General features: G+C 69.0%; 18 protein-coding genes. 12 read left to right on the plus strand and 6 right to left on the minus strand.

Annotated elements, in window-relative coordinates:
- Window positions 1-29 precede the first annotated feature (29 nt).
- The 7 genes from AB0D12_RS12010 to AB0D12_RS12040 all read left to right on the plus strand — a co-directional run bounded on the left by AB0D12_RS12010 (window position 30) and on the right by AB0D12_RS12040 (window position 6,624).
- Window positions 30-584, plus strand: coding sequence for a F0F1 ATP synthase subunit B (locus tag AB0D12_RS12010; protein ID WP_362680049.1), 555 nt, complete (start codon window positions 30-32; stop codon window positions 582-584).
- The gene (locus AB0D12_RS12015) at window positions 581-1,396 is read left to right on the plus strand and encodes a F0F1 ATP synthase subunit delta (RefSeq protein ID WP_362680052.1); all 816 of its coding nucleotides are present in this window, start codon (window positions 581-583) and stop codon (window positions 1,394-1,396) included. The genes AB0D12_RS12010 and AB0D12_RS12015 overlap by 4 nt, the downstream gene beginning before the upstream one ends.
- Before the next feature lie 140 nt (window positions 1,397-1,536).
- A complete protein-coding gene (gene atpA, locus AB0D12_RS12020) occupies window positions 1,537-3,129 on the plus strand; it encodes a F0F1 ATP synthase subunit alpha (protein WP_362680055.1) in 1,593 nt (530 codons plus the stop codon).
- A gap of 20 nt (window positions 3,130-3,149) precedes the next feature.
- Window positions 3,150-4,067 carry a F0F1 ATP synthase subunit gamma gene (locus tag AB0D12_RS12025; RefSeq protein WP_362680057.1) on the plus strand — a complete coding sequence of 306 codons (918 nt, stop codon included), beginning with the start codon at window positions 3,150-3,152 and terminating at the stop codon, window positions 4,065-4,067.
- Window positions 4,068-5,519, plus strand: coding sequence for a F0F1 ATP synthase subunit beta (gene atpD, locus AB0D12_RS12030; protein WP_362680060.1), 1,452 nt, complete (start codon window positions 4,068-4,070; stop codon window positions 5,517-5,519).
- A 111-nt stretch (window positions 5,520-5,630) separates the two neighbouring features.
- Complete coding sequence (locus AB0D12_RS12035; RefSeq protein ID WP_327326114.1) at window positions 5,631-6,005, plus strand: F0F1 ATP synthase subunit epsilon; 375 nt, start codon at window positions 5,631-5,633, stop codon at window positions 6,003-6,005.
- 172 nt (window positions 6,006-6,177) lie between these two features.
- Entirely contained in the window at window positions 6,178-6,624 is a 447-nt protein-coding gene (locus AB0D12_RS12040; RefSeq protein WP_327326115.1) for a DUF2550 domain-containing protein, read from the plus strand.
- A 68-nt stretch (window positions 6,625-6,692) separates the two neighbouring features.
- On the opposite strand, the gene AB0D12_RS12045 is transcribed toward AB0D12_RS12040, so the two are convergent.
- The 3 genes from AB0D12_RS12045 to AB0D12_RS12055 all read right to left on the minus strand — a co-directional run bounded on the left by AB0D12_RS12045 (window position 6,693) and on the right by AB0D12_RS12055 (window position 10,627).
- Window positions 6,693-8,459, minus strand: coding sequence for a glycoside hydrolase family 18 chitinase (locus AB0D12_RS12045; RefSeq protein ID WP_362680571.1), 1,767 nt, complete (start codon window positions 8,457-8,459; stop codon window positions 6,693-6,695).
- Between the two features lie 324 nt (window positions 8,460-8,783).
- Entirely contained in the window at window positions 8,784-9,434 is a 651-nt protein-coding gene (locus tag AB0D12_RS12050) for a response regulator transcription factor (RefSeq protein ID WP_362680064.1), read from the minus strand.
- Window positions 9,431-10,627, minus strand: a complete 1,197-nt coding sequence (locus tag AB0D12_RS12055; protein ID WP_362680066.1) for a histidine kinase — start codon at window positions 10,625-10,627, stop codon at window positions 9,431-9,433. Before AB0D12_RS12055 ends, AB0D12_RS12050 begins: the two co-directional genes overlap by 4 nt.
- Window positions 10,628-10,778: 151 nt before the next feature.
- Here AB0D12_RS12055 and AB0D12_RS12060 point away from each other — a divergent pair, with 151 nt between their 5' ends.
- Window positions 10,779-11,345 carry a hypothetical protein gene (locus AB0D12_RS12060; protein WP_362680069.1) on the plus strand — a complete coding sequence of 189 codons (567 nt, stop codon included), beginning with the start codon at window positions 10,779-10,781 and terminating at the stop codon, window positions 11,343-11,345.
- Between the two features lie 62 nt (window positions 11,346-11,407).
- On the opposite strand, the gene AB0D12_RS12065 is transcribed toward AB0D12_RS12060, so the two are convergent.
- From AB0D12_RS12065 to AB0D12_RS12075, 3 genes are read right to left on the minus strand one after another with little or no spacing between them, the layout of a single operon-like run.
- Complete coding sequence (locus AB0D12_RS12065; protein ID WP_362680072.1) at window positions 11,408-11,980, minus strand: cob(I)yrinic acid a,c-diamide adenosyltransferase; 573 nt, start codon at window positions 11,978-11,980, stop codon at window positions 11,408-11,410.
- A 13-nt stretch (window positions 11,981-11,993) separates the two neighbouring features.
- Window positions 11,994-12,749, minus strand: coding sequence for an ABC transporter permease (locus tag AB0D12_RS12070; protein WP_362680075.1), 756 nt, complete (start codon window positions 12,747-12,749; stop codon window positions 11,994-11,996).
- A gap of 22 nt (window positions 12,750-12,771) precedes the next feature.
- Window positions 12,772-13,554, minus strand: a complete 783-nt coding sequence (locus tag AB0D12_RS12075) for an ATP-binding cassette domain-containing protein (RefSeq protein WP_362680078.1) — start codon at window positions 13,552-13,554, stop codon at window positions 12,772-12,774.
- 83 nt (window positions 13,555-13,637) lie between these two features.
- Here AB0D12_RS12075 and AB0D12_RS12080 point away from each other — a divergent pair, with 83 nt between their 5' ends.
- The 4 genes from AB0D12_RS12080 (at window position 13,638) to AB0D12_RS12095 (ending at window position 18,465) form a co-directional block, all read left to right on the plus strand.
- On the plus strand, window positions 13,638-14,276 hold the full coding sequence (locus tag AB0D12_RS12080; protein WP_362680081.1) for a TetR/AcrR family transcriptional regulator: 639 nt from the start codon (window positions 13,638-13,640) through the stop codon (window positions 14,274-14,276).
- Between the two features lie 128 nt (window positions 14,277-14,404).
- Window positions 14,405-15,253 (plus strand): 3-hydroxyacyl-CoA dehydrogenase family protein, encoded by an 849-nt coding sequence (locus AB0D12_RS12085; protein ID WP_327326120.1) that lies wholly within the window; start codon window positions 14,405-14,407, stop codon window positions 15,251-15,253.
- Window positions 15,254-15,425: 172 nt separating this feature from the next.
- Entirely contained in the window at window positions 15,426-15,749 is a 324-nt protein-coding gene (locus tag AB0D12_RS12090; RefSeq protein WP_327328499.1) for an STAS domain-containing protein, read from the plus strand.
- A 262-nt stretch (window positions 15,750-16,011) separates the two neighbouring features.
- Window positions 16,012-18,465 carry an ATP-binding protein gene (locus tag AB0D12_RS12095; RefSeq protein ID WP_362680085.1) on the plus strand — a complete coding sequence of 818 codons (2,454 nt, stop codon included), beginning with the start codon at window positions 16,012-16,014 and terminating at the stop codon, window positions 18,463-18,465.
- The last annotated feature ends 33 nt before the right edge of the window (window positions 18,466-18,498 follow it).

Below are 18,498 nucleotides of genomic sequence, written 5' to 3' on the forward strand. Positions count from 1 at the left end.
GAACAGCCCATTCGACGGAAGGCACTGACGTGAACCCTCTGGTTCAGCTCGCGGCGGAGGAAGCGGAAAACCCGCTCATCCCGCCGATCCCTGAGCTCGTCATTGGCTTCATCGCCTTTGCCATCGTTTTCGGTTTCCTCGCCAAGAAGCTCCTTCCGACCATCAACAAGGTTCTGGACGAGCGCCGCGAGGCCATCGAAGGCGGTATGGAGAAGGCCGATGCGGCCCAGACCGAGGCCGAGAGCGTGCTTGAGCAGTACAAGGCTCAGCTCGCCGAGGCTCGCCACGAAGCCGCTCGTATGCGCCAGGAGGCGCAGGAGCAGGGCGCCGTGATCCTGCAGGAGATGAGGGCGGAAGGCCAGCGGCAGCGTGAGGAGATCATCGCTGCCGGTCACGCCCAGATCGAGGCCGACCGCAAGGCCGCGGCCGCTGCGCTGCGCCGGGACGTGGGCAAGCTCGCCACCGAACTGGCCGGCAAGATCGTCGGTGAGTCCCTCGAGGACTACACCCGGCAGAGCGGCACCGTCGACCGCTTCCTCGACGCACTCGAGGACAGCGCTTCGAAGGCCGAGGCCACGCGATGAACGGAGCGAGCCGCGAGGCACTGGCTGCCGCACGCGAGTCTCTCGACGCGCTGACCGACAACACGTCGGTCGACGTGGCGAAGCTCGCCGAGGAGCTGGCCGCCGTCACCGCGCTGCTCGACCGTGAGGTGTCGTTGCGTCGGGTCCTGACCGACCCGGCGCAGCCCGGCGAGGCCAAGGCCGAGCTGGTCGGGCGGCTGCTGGGCGGTCAGGTGGGCAGCGAAACCATCGACCTGCTCGCAGGCATGGTCCGTTCCCGCTGGTCGCAGTCGCGCGATCTGGTCGACTCGGTCGAGGAGCTGGCGGCCACCGCCGACCTCACCGCGGCGCAGCGGGCCGGTGCGCTCGACGACGTCGAGGACGAGCTGTTCCGGTTCGGCCGGATCGTCGCCTCCAACGTCGGGCTGCGCTCCGCGCTGACCGACAAGTCGGCGCCGGCGTCCGCCAAGGGTGAGCTGCTGCGCAGCCTGCTCGACGGCAAGGCCAATCCGGTCACCGAGCGGCTGGTCATCCGTCTTGTGACCCAGCCCCGAGGACGTAGCCTGGAAGCTGGACTCGAGTCCCTGTCCAGGCTCGCCGCGGCGCGCCGGGAGCGGATGGTCGCGGTCGTCACCTCGGCGGTGCCGCTGACCGATGAGCAGAAGCAGCGCCTCGGCGCCGGTCTGGCTCGGATCTACGGCCGCGAGATGCACCTCAATCTCGACGTGGACCCCGAGGTCATCGGCGGAGTGCAGGTGCGCGTCGGCGACGAGCTGATCAACGACACCATCGCGGCACGTCTCGACGAGGCGGCCCGCCGCATCGCCGGCTGATCAGCCACCAACTGAACAAGCAGTACGAAGCAGTACGAGCGGCCCGGTTGGGCCGTGCAGAGATTGCAGAAGATTCCTGGGGGTCGGCCCCCAGACCCCCTAAGAAACTTCGGGCCCAACAAGGAGAGCAGGGAACCCAGATGGCGGAGCTCACGATCCGGCCGGAGGAGATCCGGGACGCGCTGGAGAACTTTGTCCAGTCGTACCAGCCGGACGCGGCCTCGCGCGAGGAGGTCGGTACGGTCAGCGTTGCCGGTGACGGCATCGCGAAGGTCGAGGGCCTTCCCTCGGCCATGGCGAACGAGCTGCTGAAGTTCGAGGACGGCACCCTCGGTCTCGCCCTCAACCTCGAGGAGCGCGAGATCGGTGCGATCGTCCTCGGTGAGTTCAGCGGTATCGAGGAGGGCCAGCCGGTGCAGCGCACCGGTGAGGTGCTCTCCGTCGGCGTCGGCGAGGGCTACCTCGGCCGCGTTGTCGACCCGCTCGGCACCCCGATCGACGGCCTCGGCGAGATCGCGACCGACAGTCGCCGCGCCCTCGAGCTGCAGGCTCCGGGCGTCATGGTCCGTAAGTCGGTGCACGAGCCGATGCAGACCGGCTACAAGGCCGTCGACGCCATGGTGCCGATCGGCCGCGGCCAGCGTCAGCTGATCATTGGTGACCGTCAGACCGGCAAGACCGCTCTGGCCGTCGACACGATCATCAACCAGCGCGACAACTGGCGCTCCGGTGACGTGAAGAAGCAGGTGCGCTGCATCTACGTCGCCATCGGCCAGAAGGGCTCCACCATCGCGTCCGTGCGCGGTGCGCTGGAGGAGGCCGGCGCCCTCGAGTACACGACGATCGTCGCGGCTCCGGCGTCCGACCCGGCCGGCTTCAAGTACCTTGCCCCGTACACCGGTTCGGCCATCGGCCAGCACTGGATGTACCAGGGCAAGCACGTCCTGATCATCTTCGACGACCTGTCGAAGCAGGCTGACGCCTACCGCGCCGTGTCGCTGCTGCTGCGCCGTCCGCCGGGCCGCGAGGCCTACCCGGGCGACGTCTTCTACCTGCACTCGCGTCTGCTGGAGCGCTGCGCCAAGCTCTCCGACGACATGGGCGCCGGTTCGATGACGGGTCTGCCGATCGTCGAGACCAAGGCGAACGACGTGTCGGCGTTCATCCCGACCAACGTCATCTCCATCACCGACGGCCAGTGCTTCCTTGAGTCCGACCTGTTCAACGCCGGCCAGCGTCCGGCCCTGAACGTCGGTATCTCGGTCTCCCGTGTCGGTGGCTCCGCCCAGCACAAGGCCATGCGGCAGGTCTCCGGCCGGCTTCGCGTGGACCTCGCCCAGTACCGTGAGCTCGAGGCGTTCGCCTCCTTCGGCTCCGACCTGGACGCGGCTTCCAAGGCCTCGCTGGAGCGCGGTAAGCGCATGGTCGAGCTGCTGAAGCAGAGCCAGTACCAGCCCATGCCCATCGAGGAGCAGGTCGTCTCCGTCTGGGCCGGCACCACCGGCAAGATGGACGACGTCCCGGTCGCCGACATCCGCCGCTTCGAGAGCGAGCTGCTCGAGTTCCTGCGCCGCGAGCGCAAGGAGCTCCTCACCAGCATCGCCGAGGGCGCCAAGATGTCCGACGACACGCTGCAGTCGATCGCCGACGCCATCACCGCCTTCAAGCAGCAGTTCGAGACCTCGGACGGCAAGCTTCTGGGCGAAGACGCGCCGGTCAGCACGGCCAAGTGACGACGGAAGGGACCTGACTCATGGGAGCCCAGCTCCGGGTCTACAAGCGTCGCATCAAATCCGTCACCGCGACCAAGAAGATCACCAAGGCGATGGAGATGATCGCCGCCTCGCGCATCGTCAAGGCGCAGCGCCAGGTGGCGGCCTCCACGCCGTACGCGACCGAGCTCACCCGCGCGGTCACTGCGGTGGCCACCGGGTCGAACACCAAGCACCCTCTGACCACCGAGGCGGAAGCCCCGACCCGCGCCGCGGTGCTGCTCATCACGAGCGACCGCGGTCTGGCCGGCGGCTACTCCTCCAACGCCATCAAGGCGGCGGAGCAGCTCACCGAGCGGCTCCGTGGTGAGGGCAAGGAGGTCGACACGTACATCGTCGGCCGCAAGGGTGTCGCCTACTACGGCTTCCGCGAGCGCAAGATCGCGGACTCGTGGAGCGGCTTCACGGACAACCCGACGTACGCGGACGCCAAGAAGGTCGCGGCTCCGCTGATCGCGGCCGTCCAGCAGGACACGGCCGAGGGCGGCGTGGACGAGCTCCACATCGTCTTCACCGAGTTCATCTCGATGCTGACGCAGACGCCGGTGCAGAACCGGCTGCTGCCCCTCAGCCTCGAGAAGGCGGCCGAGGAGTCCGGTACCAAGGGCGAAATCCTTCCGCTGTTCGACTTCGAGCCGTCGGCGGAGGACGTCCTCGACGCCCTGCTGCCGCGCTACGTCGAGAGCCGGATCTACAACGCGCTGCTTCAGGCCGCTGCTTCCAAGCACGCTGCCACCCGCCGCGCGATGAAGTCGGCGACCGACAACGCCGGGGAGCTCATCAAGACCCTCTCCCGGCTTGCCAACGCGGCCCGCCAGGCCGAAATCACCCAGGAAATCAGCGAGATCGTCGGTGGCGCCAGCGCCCTGGCCGACGCGACCGCGGGGAGTGACAAGTAAGTGACGACGACTACCGAGAACGAAGTGACGGCCGCCGCCACGGGCCGCGTCGCCCGGGTCATCGGCCCGGTCGTCGACGTGGAGTTCCCCGTCGACGCGATGCCGGAGATCTACAACGCGCTGACCGTTCAGGTCGCCGACCCGGCCGAGGACGGCAAGCTCAAGAAGCTGACCCTCGAGGTCGCCCAGCACCTGGGTGACGGCGTGGTCCGCGCGATCTCGATGCAGCCCACCGACGGTCTGGTCCGCCAGGCCACGGTGACGGACACCGGCAACGGCATCATGGTGCCGGTCGGCGAGATCACCAAGGGCAAGGTGTTCAACACCCTTGGTGAAATCCTGAACGTGGACCCGTCAACGGTCGAGATCACCGAGCGGTGGCCCATCCACCGCAAGGCGCCCTCCTTCGACCAGCTCGAGTCCAAGACCGAGATGTTCGAGACCGGCGTCAAGGTCATCGACCTTCTCACCCCGTACGTCAAGGGTGGAAAGATCGGTCTGTTCGGTGGTGCCGGTGTCGGCAAGACCGTTCTGATCCAGGAAATGATCTACCGCGTCGCCAACAACCACGACGGTGTGTCGGTGTTCGCGGGCGTCGGTGAGCGTACCCGTGAGGGCAACGACCTCATCGAGGAAATGACCGAATCCGGCGTCATCGACAAGACGGCGCTTGTCTTCGGTCAGATGGACGAGCCCCCGGGCACCCGTCTCCGTGTCGCGCTTGCCGGTCTGACCATGGCGGAGTACTTCCGCGATGTGCAGAAGCAGGACGTGCTCTTCTTCATCGACAACATCTTCCGTTACACCCAGGCCGGCTCCGAGGTCTCCACGCTGCTCGGCCGTATGCCGTCCGCGGTGGGTTACCAGCCGAACCTGGCTGACGAGATGGGTCTGCTGCAGGAGCGCATCACGTCGACCCGCGGTCACTCGATCACCTCGATGCAGGCGATCTACGTCCCCGCGGACGACCTGACCGACCCGGCGCCGGCGACCACCTTCGCCCACCTGGACGCGACGACCGTTCTGTCGCGTCCGATCTCGGAGAAGGGCATCTACCCGGCGGTCGACCCGCTGGACTCGACGTCCCGCATCCTGGACCCGCGCTACATCGCGGCGGACCACTACGAGGCCGCCATGCGTGTCAAGGGGATCCTCCAGAAGTACAAGGACCTCCAGGACATCATCGCGATTCTCGGTATCGACGAGCTGGGCGAGGAGGACAAGCTCGTTGTCCACCGTGCCCGTCGCGTCGAGCGCTTCCTGTCGCAGAACACCCACGTCGCCAAGCAGTTCACCGGCGTGGACGGTTCGGACGTGCCGCTCGAGGAGTCGATCGCCGCGTTCAACGCGATCTGCGACGGTGAGTACGACCACTTCCCCGAGCAGGCGTTCTTCATGTGCGGTGGCATTGAGGACCTCAAGGCCAACGCCAAGGAGCTCGGCGTCTCCTGAGGCCCGTGACTCCGTGAGAGGGGCGGGCGTGTCCCGCCCCTCTCGCAACGCCCACTAGAATTTGACCCAACACCCGGCAGAACCGCCGGGTGGTGACCCGAGGAGCCACCCTTGGCTGCTGAGCTGCATGTCGAGCTGGTCGCCGCGGACCGACAGGTCTGGTCCGGCGAGGCCACCCTGGTCGTCGCGCGCACCACGTCCGGCGACATCGGCGTCATGCCCGGTCACCAGCCGCTGCTCGGTGTGCTGGAATCGGGCCCGGTGACCATTCGTACGAGCGAAGGCGGGACCGTCATCGCTGCTGTCCACGGCGGATTCATCTCCTTCGCGGACAACAAGCTCTCTCTGCTGGCGGAGATCGTCGAGCTGGCGGACGAGATCGACGCACAGCGCGCCGAGCGTGCGCTGGAGCGTGCCAAGTCGGACGAGGACGATGCCGCAGAGCGGCGCGCCGATGTCCGTCTGCGCGCGGTGGCGGTGCACTAGGCATCCCGCCGACAGTCCCTTCGGGGGTCTGGGGGTCGTTCCCCGGACAGACACACTCGCGTCAGCCGCGGCCCGGCCTGGAACTCTCCAGGGCGTGCCGCGGCTGAGGCAGATGCAGGTGAAGGTACGAGCGGTATTCCCGTTACTGGACGATGCGAGGAGGTCGGTGGAGATGTTCCTCGCTCTTCTTGTGGGCGGCCTGGTCGTCGCACTGGTGGTGATCGGGCTTTTCGTCTTCGGACTGCGCCGGAGGCTGATCCAGCGCTCCGGCGGTACCTTCGACTGCAGCCTCCGCTGGAACGTCCCGGAGGAGACCGATGGCTCCGGCAAGGGATGGGTGTACGGCGTCGCCCGCTACAGCGGTGACCGGATCATGTGGTTCCGGGTCTTCTCGTACGCCCCACGCCCGCGCCGCTTCCTTGAGCGCTCGGCCATCGAGGTCGTCGCGCGCCGTAAGCCCGAGGGCGAGGAGGAGCTGGCGCTGCTGTCCGACGCGGTCGTGCTCGGCTGTCACCACCGCGGGACACGCCTGGAGCTGGCGATGAGTGAGGACGCGCTCACCGGATTCCTCGCCTGGCTGGAGGCGGCTCCGCCCGGCCAGCGCGTCAACGTGGCCTGAGAGTGTGACAAAGCCCGGGAGAGCAGGTCTCCCGGGCTTCGCTGTGTACGCAGTGCTGGTTCGAGCAGCTAGTTCAGACCGCTGTTGATCGCGCCGACCAGCTCTCCGTTCGTGGTGTCACCGCTGAACTCCCAGAAGAACGCGCCTCCCAGGCCCTGGCCCTTCACCCAGCTCATCTTCGAGCCGACGGTGGCCGGGGTGTCGTAGCTCCACCAGTTGCTGCCGCACTTCGCGTACGCCGTGCCGGCGATCGTTCCGGTGGACGGGCAGCTGTTCTTGAGGACCTTGTAGTCCTCGATGCCCTGTTCGTAGGTGCCGGGGGCGGGTCCTGTCGCGGTGCCGCCCGGCGCGCTCTGGGTCACTCCGGTCCAGCCGCGCCCGTAGAAGCCGATGCCCAGCAGCAGCTTGGCCGACGGCACGCCCTTCGCCTTGAACTTGGCGATCGCCTCGGCGGAGTTGAAGCCCGCCTGCGGGATGCCCGGGTACGAGGTGAGCGGGGAGTGCGGGGCGGTCGGGCCCTGTGCGGCCCAGGCGCCGAAGAAGTCGTACGTCATCACGTTGTACCAGTTGACGTACTGGGCAGCGCCGCCGTAGTCGGCCGCGTCGATCTTGCCGCCGGACGAGGCGTCCGCGGTGACGGCCGCGGTGACCAGGTTGTTCGTACCGAACTTGGCGCGCATCGCCTGCATCACGTTCTTGAAGGCGGCCGCGCCGCTGGTGTCGCAGGACAGACCGCAGGCGTTCGGGTACTCCCAGTCCAGGTCGATACCGTCGAAGACATCGGCCCAGCGTGGGTCCTCGACCAGGTCGTAGCAGGACTGCGCGAAGGCCGCGGGGTTGGCCGCGGCCTGGCCGAAGCCGCCGGACCAGGTCCAGCCGCCGAACGACCAGAGCACCTTGATGTTCGGGTACTTCGCCTTGAGCTTGCGCAACTGGTTGAAGTTGCCGCGCAGCGGCTGGTCCCAGGTGTCGGCGACGCCGTCGACGGCCTGGTCGGCGGTGTACGCCTTGTCGTAGTCGGCGTAGGAGTCACCGATCGCGCAGCGGCCGCCGGTGACGTTCCCGAAGGCGTAGTTGATGTGCGTGATCTTGGCGGCGGAGCCGGAGGTCACCAGGTTCTTCACGTGGTAGTTGCGTCCGTAGACGCCCCACTCGGTGAAGTAGCCGAGCTTGACCGTGGAGCCGGGGCCGGGGCCCGGGTCTCCGCCACCGCCGGTGGTGCGGACCGCGCGGGCGCCACTGACCGGTCCTGTCTGGTCGGCGGTGTCACGCGCCTGGACGGTGTACGAGTAGTCGGTGCCGGCCGTGAGCCCGGTGTTGGTGTACGTCGTGCCGGTCACCGTCGCCACCTTGGCGCCGTCACGCAGCACGTCGTAGTTCTTGATGCCCTTGTCGTCGGTGGCGGCGGTCCAGCTCAGCGTCACCGCGGTGTCGGTGATGTTGGACGCGCTCGGGGTGCCGGGGGTGGAGGGCGGGTTGTCGCCGGGGACGCTGCCGCCGTCACAGGAGGCGCCGTTGAGCTTGCAGCCGGAGGGGGCGCCGGGGCCCGCGCCGTTGAAGCCGAAGGAGACGGAGGCGCCGGGGGCGAGAGTGCCGTTCCAGCTCTTGTTCTTGGCGGTCCAGTGAGTGCCGGAGCTGGTGACGTCGGCGTCCCAGGCGGAGGTGACGGAGGTGCCGGAGGGGAAGTCCCACTCGACGGTCCAGGAGCCGAGGGAGGTGGTGCCGGTGTTCTTCACCGTCCACTTGCCCTCGAAGCCGGATCCCCAGTCGGAGACCTTGACGTAGCTCGCGGTGGCCGATGCGGCGGCCTCTGCGGGGGAGGCGAGGCCGACCATGGCGGCGAGGGGGAGCAGTAGCGCAGTCAGACCCGCGACGGCTCTGGATCTGAACTTTCTTCGATGCAGGGGGGCTTGGGTGCTCAAGGGGTGCTCCTCGAGTTGCGGACGGACATTCGGGGTGGTCCGTGAACTGCGCACCCTGCGACGGCTCTCCGCAGCGTGTGCGGTGAGAGTAGGAAGGTCTGGACCAATCGTCAATAGGTCCAGACCAAAGCCGTGGTGGGGTGGGGAAGGGGTGGGATCAGATGGGGGCCGGGTTGCGGGTGAGGTGCCGATCGGACGGTGGGTCGGAGTTGGGTCGGGCGGCGGGTCGGCCGCCGGTCAGATGCCCAACTCCTGTGCCAGTACGGCCGCTTGGACCCGGCTGCGCAGCGTCAGCTTGCCCAGCAGTCGGCTCACATGGGTCTTCACCGTGGCCTCCGCCATGTCGAGCCGGCCCGCGATCTCGGCGTTCGACATCCCCTCACCGATGCACGAAAGCACCTCGCGCTCGCGTCTGGTGAGTGGGTCGAGGATCGCGGGGTCGGGCGCGTCCGCGGATCGTACGGGCTGAGGCGTCGCGAACTCCGCGATCAGCCGGCGGGTGACGGCCGGCGCTATGAGCCCCTCGCCGCGCGCCACTGTGCGCACCGCCTCGAGAAGGTCGTTGGCCTCGGTGTTCTTCAGCAGAAAGCCCGCGGCCCCCGCTCGAAGCGCCCCGAAGACATACTCGTCCAGATCGAACGTGGTCAGCACGAGGACGTCGGCCAGCTGCTCGGCGACGACCAGCCGGGTCGCCGACACCCCGTCAAGCCGCGGCATCTGGACATCCATCAGTACGAGATCCGGGCGCAGTTCGCGGGCGAGCCGTACCGCTTCCTCGCCGTCCGCCGCCTCACCGACCACCTCGATGTCCGGCGCGCTGCGCAGGATGAGGACCAGACCGGCGCGTACGGCGCTCTGGTCCTCCGCGACCAGTACCCGGATCGTCATGCCTTCCCGTTCCCTTCATCGAGGGGCAGCTCCGCCCGTACCTGCCAGATCCTGGCTCCGTCCGCGGTGGTGACCGGCCCGGAGTCGAAGGTCCCCGCCAGCAGCGCCACGCGCTCGCGCATACCGACCAGACCGGCCCCCGAACCGGGGGCGCGCGGTCCGGGCCCGTCCCCGTACGGGCTGGTGACGCCTACCGTCAGCATCTGCCCGTCCCGGCCGAGCACGACCGTGATCCCTCCGGGAGAGGCGTGCTTGAGCGCATTGGTCAGCGACTCCTGGATGATGCGGTACGCCGCGAGCTCGACCGGCGCGGGCAGCGGGAGGTTCTCCGTGCGGCTGTCGGTGAGTGTGAACTCCATGCCGCTGGAGGCGCCGTTCGTGCGTGCCTGCTCCAGCAGTGCATCCACGCCGGCCAGCCTCGGCACGGCGGACGGCTCCGTGTCGCCGCCGCTGTCCCGCAGCAGCCCGATCAGTCGACGCATCTCGGCGAGGCCGTCGACGCTGTTCTCGCGGATGACGCCGAGAGCGTCGCGGGAGGTCTTCGGATCGTCGATGGAGAGCGCGGCCGTGGAGTGGATGGCGATCGCCGAGAGGTGATTGGCGACCATGTCGTGCAGCTCGCGGGCCATCCGGGCGCGCTCGGCGGTCACCGCCTGGGTGCGGTCGATCTCGGCGAGCAGTGCGGTCTGCTCGGCGCGCAGCCGGGCCGCCTCGGCGGCGTCACGGTGGGTGCGTACGCTCACGCCGGTCCAGGCGGGGGCCACCGTGACCACCGCGAAGAGCAGACCGAGCAGCACGGCCTGCGCATCCTGGAAGACGACAAGTGCGGTGACGGTGACGGCGGCGGTGGCCACCATGGACACGGCGGGGATACGGCGAGCGGCGGCCGGAGTGCCGTAGAGGACCGCCGCGTACACCAGGTCTGTGAACAGCGCGATCGTGGCGACGTTCCCGGTGGTGAACGGGTCGGCCAGCATCGCCAGACAGCCGATCGTCAGCGCGGTGTTCGGCATCGTCCGGCGCAGCAGCCCCGCCCCGCTCATCACCGCAAGCGGCAGCAGCGCGAGCGCGCGCGGGTCGAAACCGTGCCCCCTTCGGCTGTCCAGGCCCAGCGACCAGAGCAGCAGGCCGCCGAGGAAGCCGGCCACGGCGATGAGCACATCGTCGCGGTGCGGGCGGGGGAGAGCGGTCACAGACCCATCAAACACGGCGGGCGGCGCGCGGGCCTCCACGTCGCGGGTGAAGGCCGACTACATCGAAGGATGCAGTGCCACTTCGTCACTGCCGACGACGAATCACCGCCGTACGGACGGAAGTGTGGAGCCAGAAGGAAGGGAGAGTGCTGTGATCGTCACGCTGATCGTGATCTGCGAGGTCGGCTTCTGGGTGCTGCTGGCCGCCGGACTGGCGCTGCGTTACCTGGCGAAAATGCCGCGTCTGGGCGCTGCCGTGCTGCTCTGCGAGCCGCTGCTGGAGGTCGTCCTGCTGGTCGTGACGGCGATCGACCTCAAGAACGGCGCCGCACCGGACTGGAAGCACGGACTCGCCGCGGTCTACATCGGCTTCACCGTGGGTCTGGGCCACCACACGATCAAATGGGTCGACGCCCGGGTCGCGCACCGCTTCGCCGGCGGCCCGCCGCCCGTGAAGCCGCCGAAGTACGGCACCGCTCGCATGATCCACGAGTGGAGGACGGCCATCCGCTGGACCGTCGCCGCGGTGGTCGCCATGGGCCTGCTGCAGGGCGCGGTCTGGTACGTCGGCGGCGACGGTGACGTCGGTTCGCTGCGCATGTGGCAGCAGAAGATGCTCTTCGTCATCGGCATCAACGTGATCATCGCCGGGAGTTACACGCTCTTCCCGAAGAAGGCCCCGGTGGCGGAGCGCGAACGGGTCCGCGTCGAGCGCTAGGCAACTCAAGCCTGGCGGGCGTGTGAGGCGCGGGGCCCGGGGCGGAGCCCCGGGCCAGTGGCCTACCGCTCGCCGCCGGGCACCCAGAGCACGTCCCCGACCTCCTTGTTCGCGGTCCTTGCCAGGATGAACAGGAGGTCGGAGAGGCGGTTGAGATACGTGGCCGTCAGCGGGTTCATGATGTCGCCGTGCACCTCCAGCGCCGCCCAGGTCGAGCGCTCCGCGCGCCGTACGACCGTGCAGGCCTGGTGCAGCAGCGCCGCCCCCGGCGTACCGCCCGGCAGGATGAAGCTGCGCAGCTTCTCCAGCTCCTCGTTGAAGCGGTCGCAGTCCGCCTCAAGCTTGTCGATGTAGAACTGCTCGACCCGCAATGGCGGATACTCCGGCTCCTCGACCACGGGGGTGCACAGATCCGCGCCCACGTCGAAGAGGTCGTTCTGGACGCGGACGAGGACCTGTACGACCTCCGCGTCCAGCTGTCCCAGCGCGATGGCCGTGCCCAGGGCGGCATTGGCCTCGTTGGCGTCGGCGTACGCCGCGATCCGTAGATCGGTCTTGACCGTCCGGCTCATATCGCCGAGGGCCGTCGTGCCCTGGTCGCCGGTGCGGGTGTAGATGCGCGTGAGGTTGACCATGCGACCAGCCTAGTTACGCACCGGCCCTGCGGAAGACACGTGTGCCTACCGTCACGGACCCGAGCACGAAGGCGACCGCCATGAGTACGCCGTACAGCAACGCCGTACTCGCGTAGTCGCCCACATAGCCGGCCCGCACCGCGTCCACCAGATAGCGGAACGGCATGAAGTGCGACAGCACGTTCAGCCAGCCGGGCGCGAGCGCCATCGGCAGCATCAGCCCGGAGAGCAGCATCGAGGGCATGCTCACGGCGTTGATGACCGGACCGAACTCCTGCGGCGTGGAGACCTTCAGCGCCAGTGCGTACGAGAGCGAGGCCAGCGCGACGGCCAGTACGGCCACGAGGACGAAGCCGATGAGGATGCCGCCGAGCGGCGCCCGCAGACCCATCAGCACGGCGACCAGCACCAGCAGCAGCGACTGGAAGACCAGCAGGGCGGCGTCGCGCAGCACCCGTCCGAGGAGCAGGGCGAGTCGGCTGACGGGTGTGACCCGCATCCGCTCCACCACGCCGGACTGCTTCTCGATGATGATCGCGAAACCGCTGAACGACGCGCCGAAGAGGCTGAGTTGGAGCAGCAGGCCAGGGACGAGAACCTGCCAGGAGTCGCCCTGCGAAGCGAGCGGAAGATCGGTGAGCAGTGGCCCGAAGAAGAGCAGATACAGCAGCGGCATCAGCGCGCCGAAGAGCATCTGGAACTTGGAGCGCAGGGTCTGGCGTGCGTACCGCCCGAAGACCAGCGCGGTGTCGGAGAGGAGTGCAGACATCGGGGCGTCCTATCGGGAAGTCCTATACGGCGACGGGGGCGGTGTCCTTGGGCGCGATGCCGCGCCCTGTGATGGCGAGGAAGGTGTCCTGCAATGTGGCGTCGATCGCGCCGCCGTACCGCAGCTTGAGGGCGCCCGGCGTCCCTTCGGCCACCACCACGCCCTTGTCGACGATGACCAGCCGGTCGGACAGTTCGTCCGCCTCGTCGAGGTAGTGAGTGGTGAGGAAGACGGTGGTGCCGTGCTCGTCGCGCAGCCGGCGCACCAGGTCCCACAGATCGGCCCGGCTGCCGGGGTCGAGGCCGGTGGTCGGCTCGTCGAGGAAGAGCACCGCCGGCCGGTGGGTGAGCCCCATGGCGATGTCGAGCCGACGCCGCTGCCCGCCGGAGAGTGCGGCGCATTTGCGGTCGAGCAGGTCGGTGAGGTCCAGGTCGCGAGCGAGCTCGTCGGCCCGGGCGACGGCTTCGGCCTTGGACAGCCGGTAGAGCCGGCCTTGGGTGACCAGCTCTTCGCGCACGGAGATGTGCAGATCGACGCCACCTGACTGGGCGACATAGCCGATCTTGCGGCGTACGCCCGCGGGGTCGCCGACCAGGTCGAAGCCGGCGACGGTGGCCGCACCGCCCGTGGGCGGCAGCAGGGTGGTGAGCATCCGCAGGGTGGTGGTCTTGCCCGCTCCGTTCGGGCCGAGGAAGCCGAGGATCTCGCCCGGCTGGACGGTCAGGTCGATGCCCCGCACGGCCTCCACCGGGCCGCTCCTGGTCTGGAAGGTCCGGGCGAGCCCGGCCGTACTGATGATTGCCATGACAGCCAGAAAAACAGAGTCTCTTAAATTTTGCAATCGCCCCAAGTTTTCAACGGGTCCAGCGAACCGCCTAGGATGGGGCCATGGCAGAGGGACTCAGGGAGCGGAAGAAGCGGCAGACCAGGCAGCTCATCTCGGACATGGCCACCGGTCTGTTCCTGGAGCGCGGCTTCGACGCGGTCACGATCGCCGAAATCGCCGAGGCTGCGAACGTCTCCGTCAACACCGTCTACAACTATTTCCCTGCCAAGGAGGACCTGTTCCTCGACCGCAGCAAGGGCGTTGTGGAGCGGCTCTCGCGGTATGTGCGGGCCCGTGACAAAGGCGAGTCGGCTGCCGAGGCCGTACTGCGAGAGCTGCGCGAGGAGGTACGGGCCCTCTCGCCGAACGTCGGGCTCTTCCCGGGCTACAGCCAGTTCATCCAGGTCATCTGGGAGGCCCACAGTCTCCGGTCCCGGCTGTGGCGCACGAACCAGGAGGCCCTCGAGCGCCTGGAGCAGACCCTCCGCGAGGAGACCGGCGCGAACCCCGCCGATCAGCTGCCGACGCTGATCGCGGGTCAGCTCTGCTGGGTGCAGACCACCCTGCTCGGGGTGATCGGCCGGGAGATGGTGGCCGGCCGCCAACCCGACGAGGTCTCCCGCGAGTCCCTGGACCTCCTCGACGACATGGAGGACGTGCTGGGGGAGACGGTGCTCAAGTACGCGGTCCGGGAAGCCTGATCGGCCGTACCAGTGTGATGTCCGTCATTCGAGACGTGACGCGTATCTCTTCACCGCCACACGGCCCCTCACGGGCGCTAACCTCCCGCAGAGAGTCCACATGTAAACGGGTGTTAAGGAGTGCCGCAGTGGCCAGGAAGCTCGCCGTCATCGGGGCCGGACTCATGGGGTCCGGTATCGCGCAGGTCTCGGCCCAGGCGGGCTGGGAGGTCGTGCTGCGTGATGTCACCGACGCGGCACTGACCCGCGGCAGGGACGGCATCAAGGCCTCGTACGACAAGTTCGTCTCCAAGGGCAAGCTGGAAGCGGCCGACGCCGACGCGGCGTTGGCGCGCATCACGACCACCACCGACCTGGACGCCGTCGCCGACGCGGACATCGTCGTCGAGGCGGTCTTCGAGAAGCTCGAGATCAAGCACGAGATCTTCCGTACGCTCGACAAGCTCGTACGGGACGACGCCGTCCTCGCCTCCAACACCTCCGCCATCCCGATCACGAAGATCGCGGCAGTGACGGAGCGTCCGGAGCGGGTCGTCGGCGCACACTTCTTCTCGCCCGTCCCGATGATGCAGCTGTGCGAACTGGTGCGCGGCTACAAGACCAGCGACGAAACGCTCGCCACCACGCGGGAGTTCGCCGAGTCGGTCGGCAAGACCTGCATCGTCGTCAACCGCGACGTCGCAGGCTTCGTCACCACGCGCCTGATCTCGGCGCTCATCGTCGAGGCCGCGAAGCTGTACGAATCGGGCGTAGCGTCCGCCGAGGACATCGACATCGCCTGCAAGTTGGGCTTCGGCCACGCCATGGGGCCGCTCGCCACCGCCGACCTCACCGGCGTGGACATCCTGCTGCACGCCACGAGCAACATCTACACCGAGTCCCAGGACGAGAAGTTCGCGCCGCCGGAGCTGATGCGCCGGATGGTGGATGCCGGTGACATCGGCCGCAAGAGCGGGCAGGGCTTCTACAAGCACTGACCCTCATCGACCGTTTTGGTATCACCCGTCGGGGTGAATTCGGTATCGGTTCGCTCACAAGCAGCAACCGCTCTGCCCGTGCGGCAGTCAGTTGTTGCAAGACGGAACAAGACAGAAGCAGACAGTCAGCACAGACAGACACAGGGCACTGACGCACTCTCGGGGAGCGCATATGCACATCAGGGGCGACCACGCCGAGCTGGTCGTCGGGGGCCGCCTCGACGTCCGCAGCGCGGCGGACGCCCGTACGGTCCTGCACTCGGCCGTCGACAGCGGAGCCGGCGACCTGGTGCTCGACCTGACCGATCTCGACTCCTGGGACGCCACCGGGCTCGGGGTCATCATGGGCGCACACCGCCGGGCCGGCCGGTGCGGCCGCCGACTGGTGCTGCGCGGAGTCCCCCCGCAGATGCAGCGACTACTGGTGGCAACCCGGCTGCATCGCATCCTTGCCATCGAAGGCGGCATCGCGGCCGAAACGCTTCCTCGGGTGTGAACCGTTGTGACGCTCGCAATCCTCACGAGACTGTGACGTCACGGGCGGGTCGGCACCCCCCTGGTGCATAGATACTGAGCGAAGGTCTAAGGTTCGGTCGCCTGCCGTTTCGACGTACCCATGCGGTGGGCACCGGACCGAAGCTACAGCGGGGCGTGCAGAAAGCCGGGAGGGACACATCCGCACGCGGCTCCGCCTCCAGGAAATCAAATGATCTTGGCGGGGACGAAGCTAAGCGAAGCGCATCTGGGGGGCTTGGACCATGGACAACGACACTTTCGGCGAGGGCGCGGGCCAGGCCCGCACGCCGCGCGACGCCACCACGCCGGACTTCGGACAGTCCGCGCCGACGCTCGCCCGCACCGTCCAACTCGTCTCGGGCGACTTTCTGCTCACCGTCAATCCCGTCGACGGCAGCGAGATCGAGCCCTGCCCGCCGGGTGAGCGGCCCGCGTCGCCGGCCCGGCACACCGCCGCCGAGCGCACCGAGCTGCAGCGCGCGGCGCAGCCGCCCGTACCGGCAGGACCTCCCGCCCCGCGGCTCCCGCTGCTGGAGCGCGACGAGGAGCGCCGGCGGCTGGTACGGCTGCTGGGCCGTGGCCGCTCGGTGCGGCTCACCGGCCCCGCGGGCTCCGGACGCAGCGCACTGCTCGACACCGTCGCGGAGGAGTGCGCGAATCTCGCGCCCGACGGCGTCGTACGCCTCAGCGGCCACAACCGCACCCCCACCGAGCTGCTGTACGAGCTCTATGCCGTCGTCCACAAGGCTCCTCGGCACCGGCCCGACAAGGCCGGGCTGCTCGAGCTCGTCCGTGACATCGGTGCGATCGTCCTCCTCGACGACCTGGAGTTCGGTGGCGCCGCGCTCGGCGAGCTGCTGGACGCCGCACCCGAATGCGCCTTCCTGGTCGCCGCCACACCCGACGTCGCCGCGCCCGCCGCGGACTCACACCTCGAAGAGGTCTTCCTCGGCGGTCTCGGCCGCAGCGCCTCGCTGGAGCTGCTGCAGCGCGCCGTGGAACGGCCGCTCACCGAGGACGAGGCGAACTGGGCGGGCGACCTCTGGTTCGAGTCCGAGGGCCTGCCGCTGCGCTTCGTACAGGCGGGCGCGCTGCTGCGGCAGTGCGACGCCCTGCGTGCCGACCCGGAGGACTTCGACCCGTACACGCCCGCCGACCGCGTCGAGGGGGGCGACGTACCGCTGCCGAGCCTGGCGGAGGGTGCCGCGCCCGCCGCGCTGCTCGCCTCCCGGCTGAGCAAGTCCGCCCGCCAGACCCTGCGGTTCGCCGTCGCGCTCGGCGGCGAGGTCCCGCACCAGGCGCATCTGCCGGCACTGGTCGGGGACACACACGCGGACGCTGCCATCGGCGAGTTGATGAGCTGCGGGCTGCTCACCCCGGTGGGCGCGCGCTACCGGCTGGCGGCCGGCGTGATCGCGCAGCTTACGGAGAAGGGTTACGCGAGTGACGCGGCGGCTCACGCCCACACCGCCGCCCAGCACTACGCCTGGTGGGCCGGGCATCCCTCGGTGACGCCCGAGCGGGCCGTGGCCGAGGCGGACGCCGTGCTCGCGGCGCTGACCGCGCTCGTGTCCGGCCAGGAGTCCGGACACCCCAGCACGGCCGTACTGCTGGCCCGCAGCGCCGCGCCCGCCTTCGCGGCCGGGCAGCACTGGAACGCCTGGGAGCGGGCCCTGCGGGTCGGCTCGGAAGCGGCCCGGCTGGCGGGCGAAGTGGCCGAAGAGGCGTACTTCCACCATGAACTGGGCGTTCTGGCGCTCTGCAACGGCAGCCTGGAGCGGGCGCGCGCCGAGCTGGAGGCCTCGATCGGCATGCGCGGGGCGCTCGCCGACAAGCGCGGCACCGTCGCGGGTCGCAGGGCGCTGGCGCTCGTGGCGGACCGCGCGGGCGGCCCGGTGCCCGGCGGACGCACCCCGGCGGGCGAGGAGGTGCCGGCCGCGCGCTACGAGGAGTCGGCGTCGCCGCCCGGAGGCGTACCGGCAGCCGTGCCGCTCTCGGGGCTGGGACAGGTCTCGGGACCGGGTTCTGTGGGTCTGCGGAAGTCCGCGGACGAGCCTGCGGCGACTGTGTCGCGGCGCGAGACGCCCGCGGGCGGCACATGGCCGGGCCGCGGCCGTTCGCTCCTCGGCGGTGCCCGGCGCAACCTCGTTGCCGCGGGGGCGGGCGCGCTGCTCGCCGCCGTGCTCGGCACGGTGGTGACGCTCGGCGCGACCTCCGACAACAACGACGCGCCGGGCAACAAGGTCAGGAACGGCCAGTCCGCGAACGAGGACGACTCGCAGAACGGCCTGGACGCGGACGAGCCGGCCGACGGCTCCACCAAGAGCCCCGGCGGCGGGGGCGGCGACCCGAAAAACCCGGACAAGGTGACGCCGGGCGCGACCTCTTCGCCGGGTGCGCAGTCCACACCGGGCGGGAAGCCGTCGTCGAGTTCGGCGACGCCGGAGGGCAGGCCGTCGACGTCGGGCAAGCCCCCGACGAAGCCGACGACGAAGCCGACCCCTTCATCGTCGAGCCACCCCACTCCGTCCACCTCCCCGCCTTCGAGCACGCCGTCCACTACTCCGTCCTCCACGCCGACGCCCACCCCGTCGACACCGGACTCTGCCAGCGCCCCCGTCACGAACAGCAGCGCCCCCGGGTCGTCCGCGTCGTCCCAACCGTCCGGCTCCAGCACCGGCTCTCCGGTGATCTGACCTTCAGTTGATGCAGTACGGCCCCGGACGGCA

Origin of the sequence: Streptomyces sp. NPDC048479, assembly GCF_040651435.1 — a bacterium.
Lineage (GTDB): Bacteria > Actinomycetota > Actinomycetes > Streptomycetales > Streptomycetaceae > Streptomyces.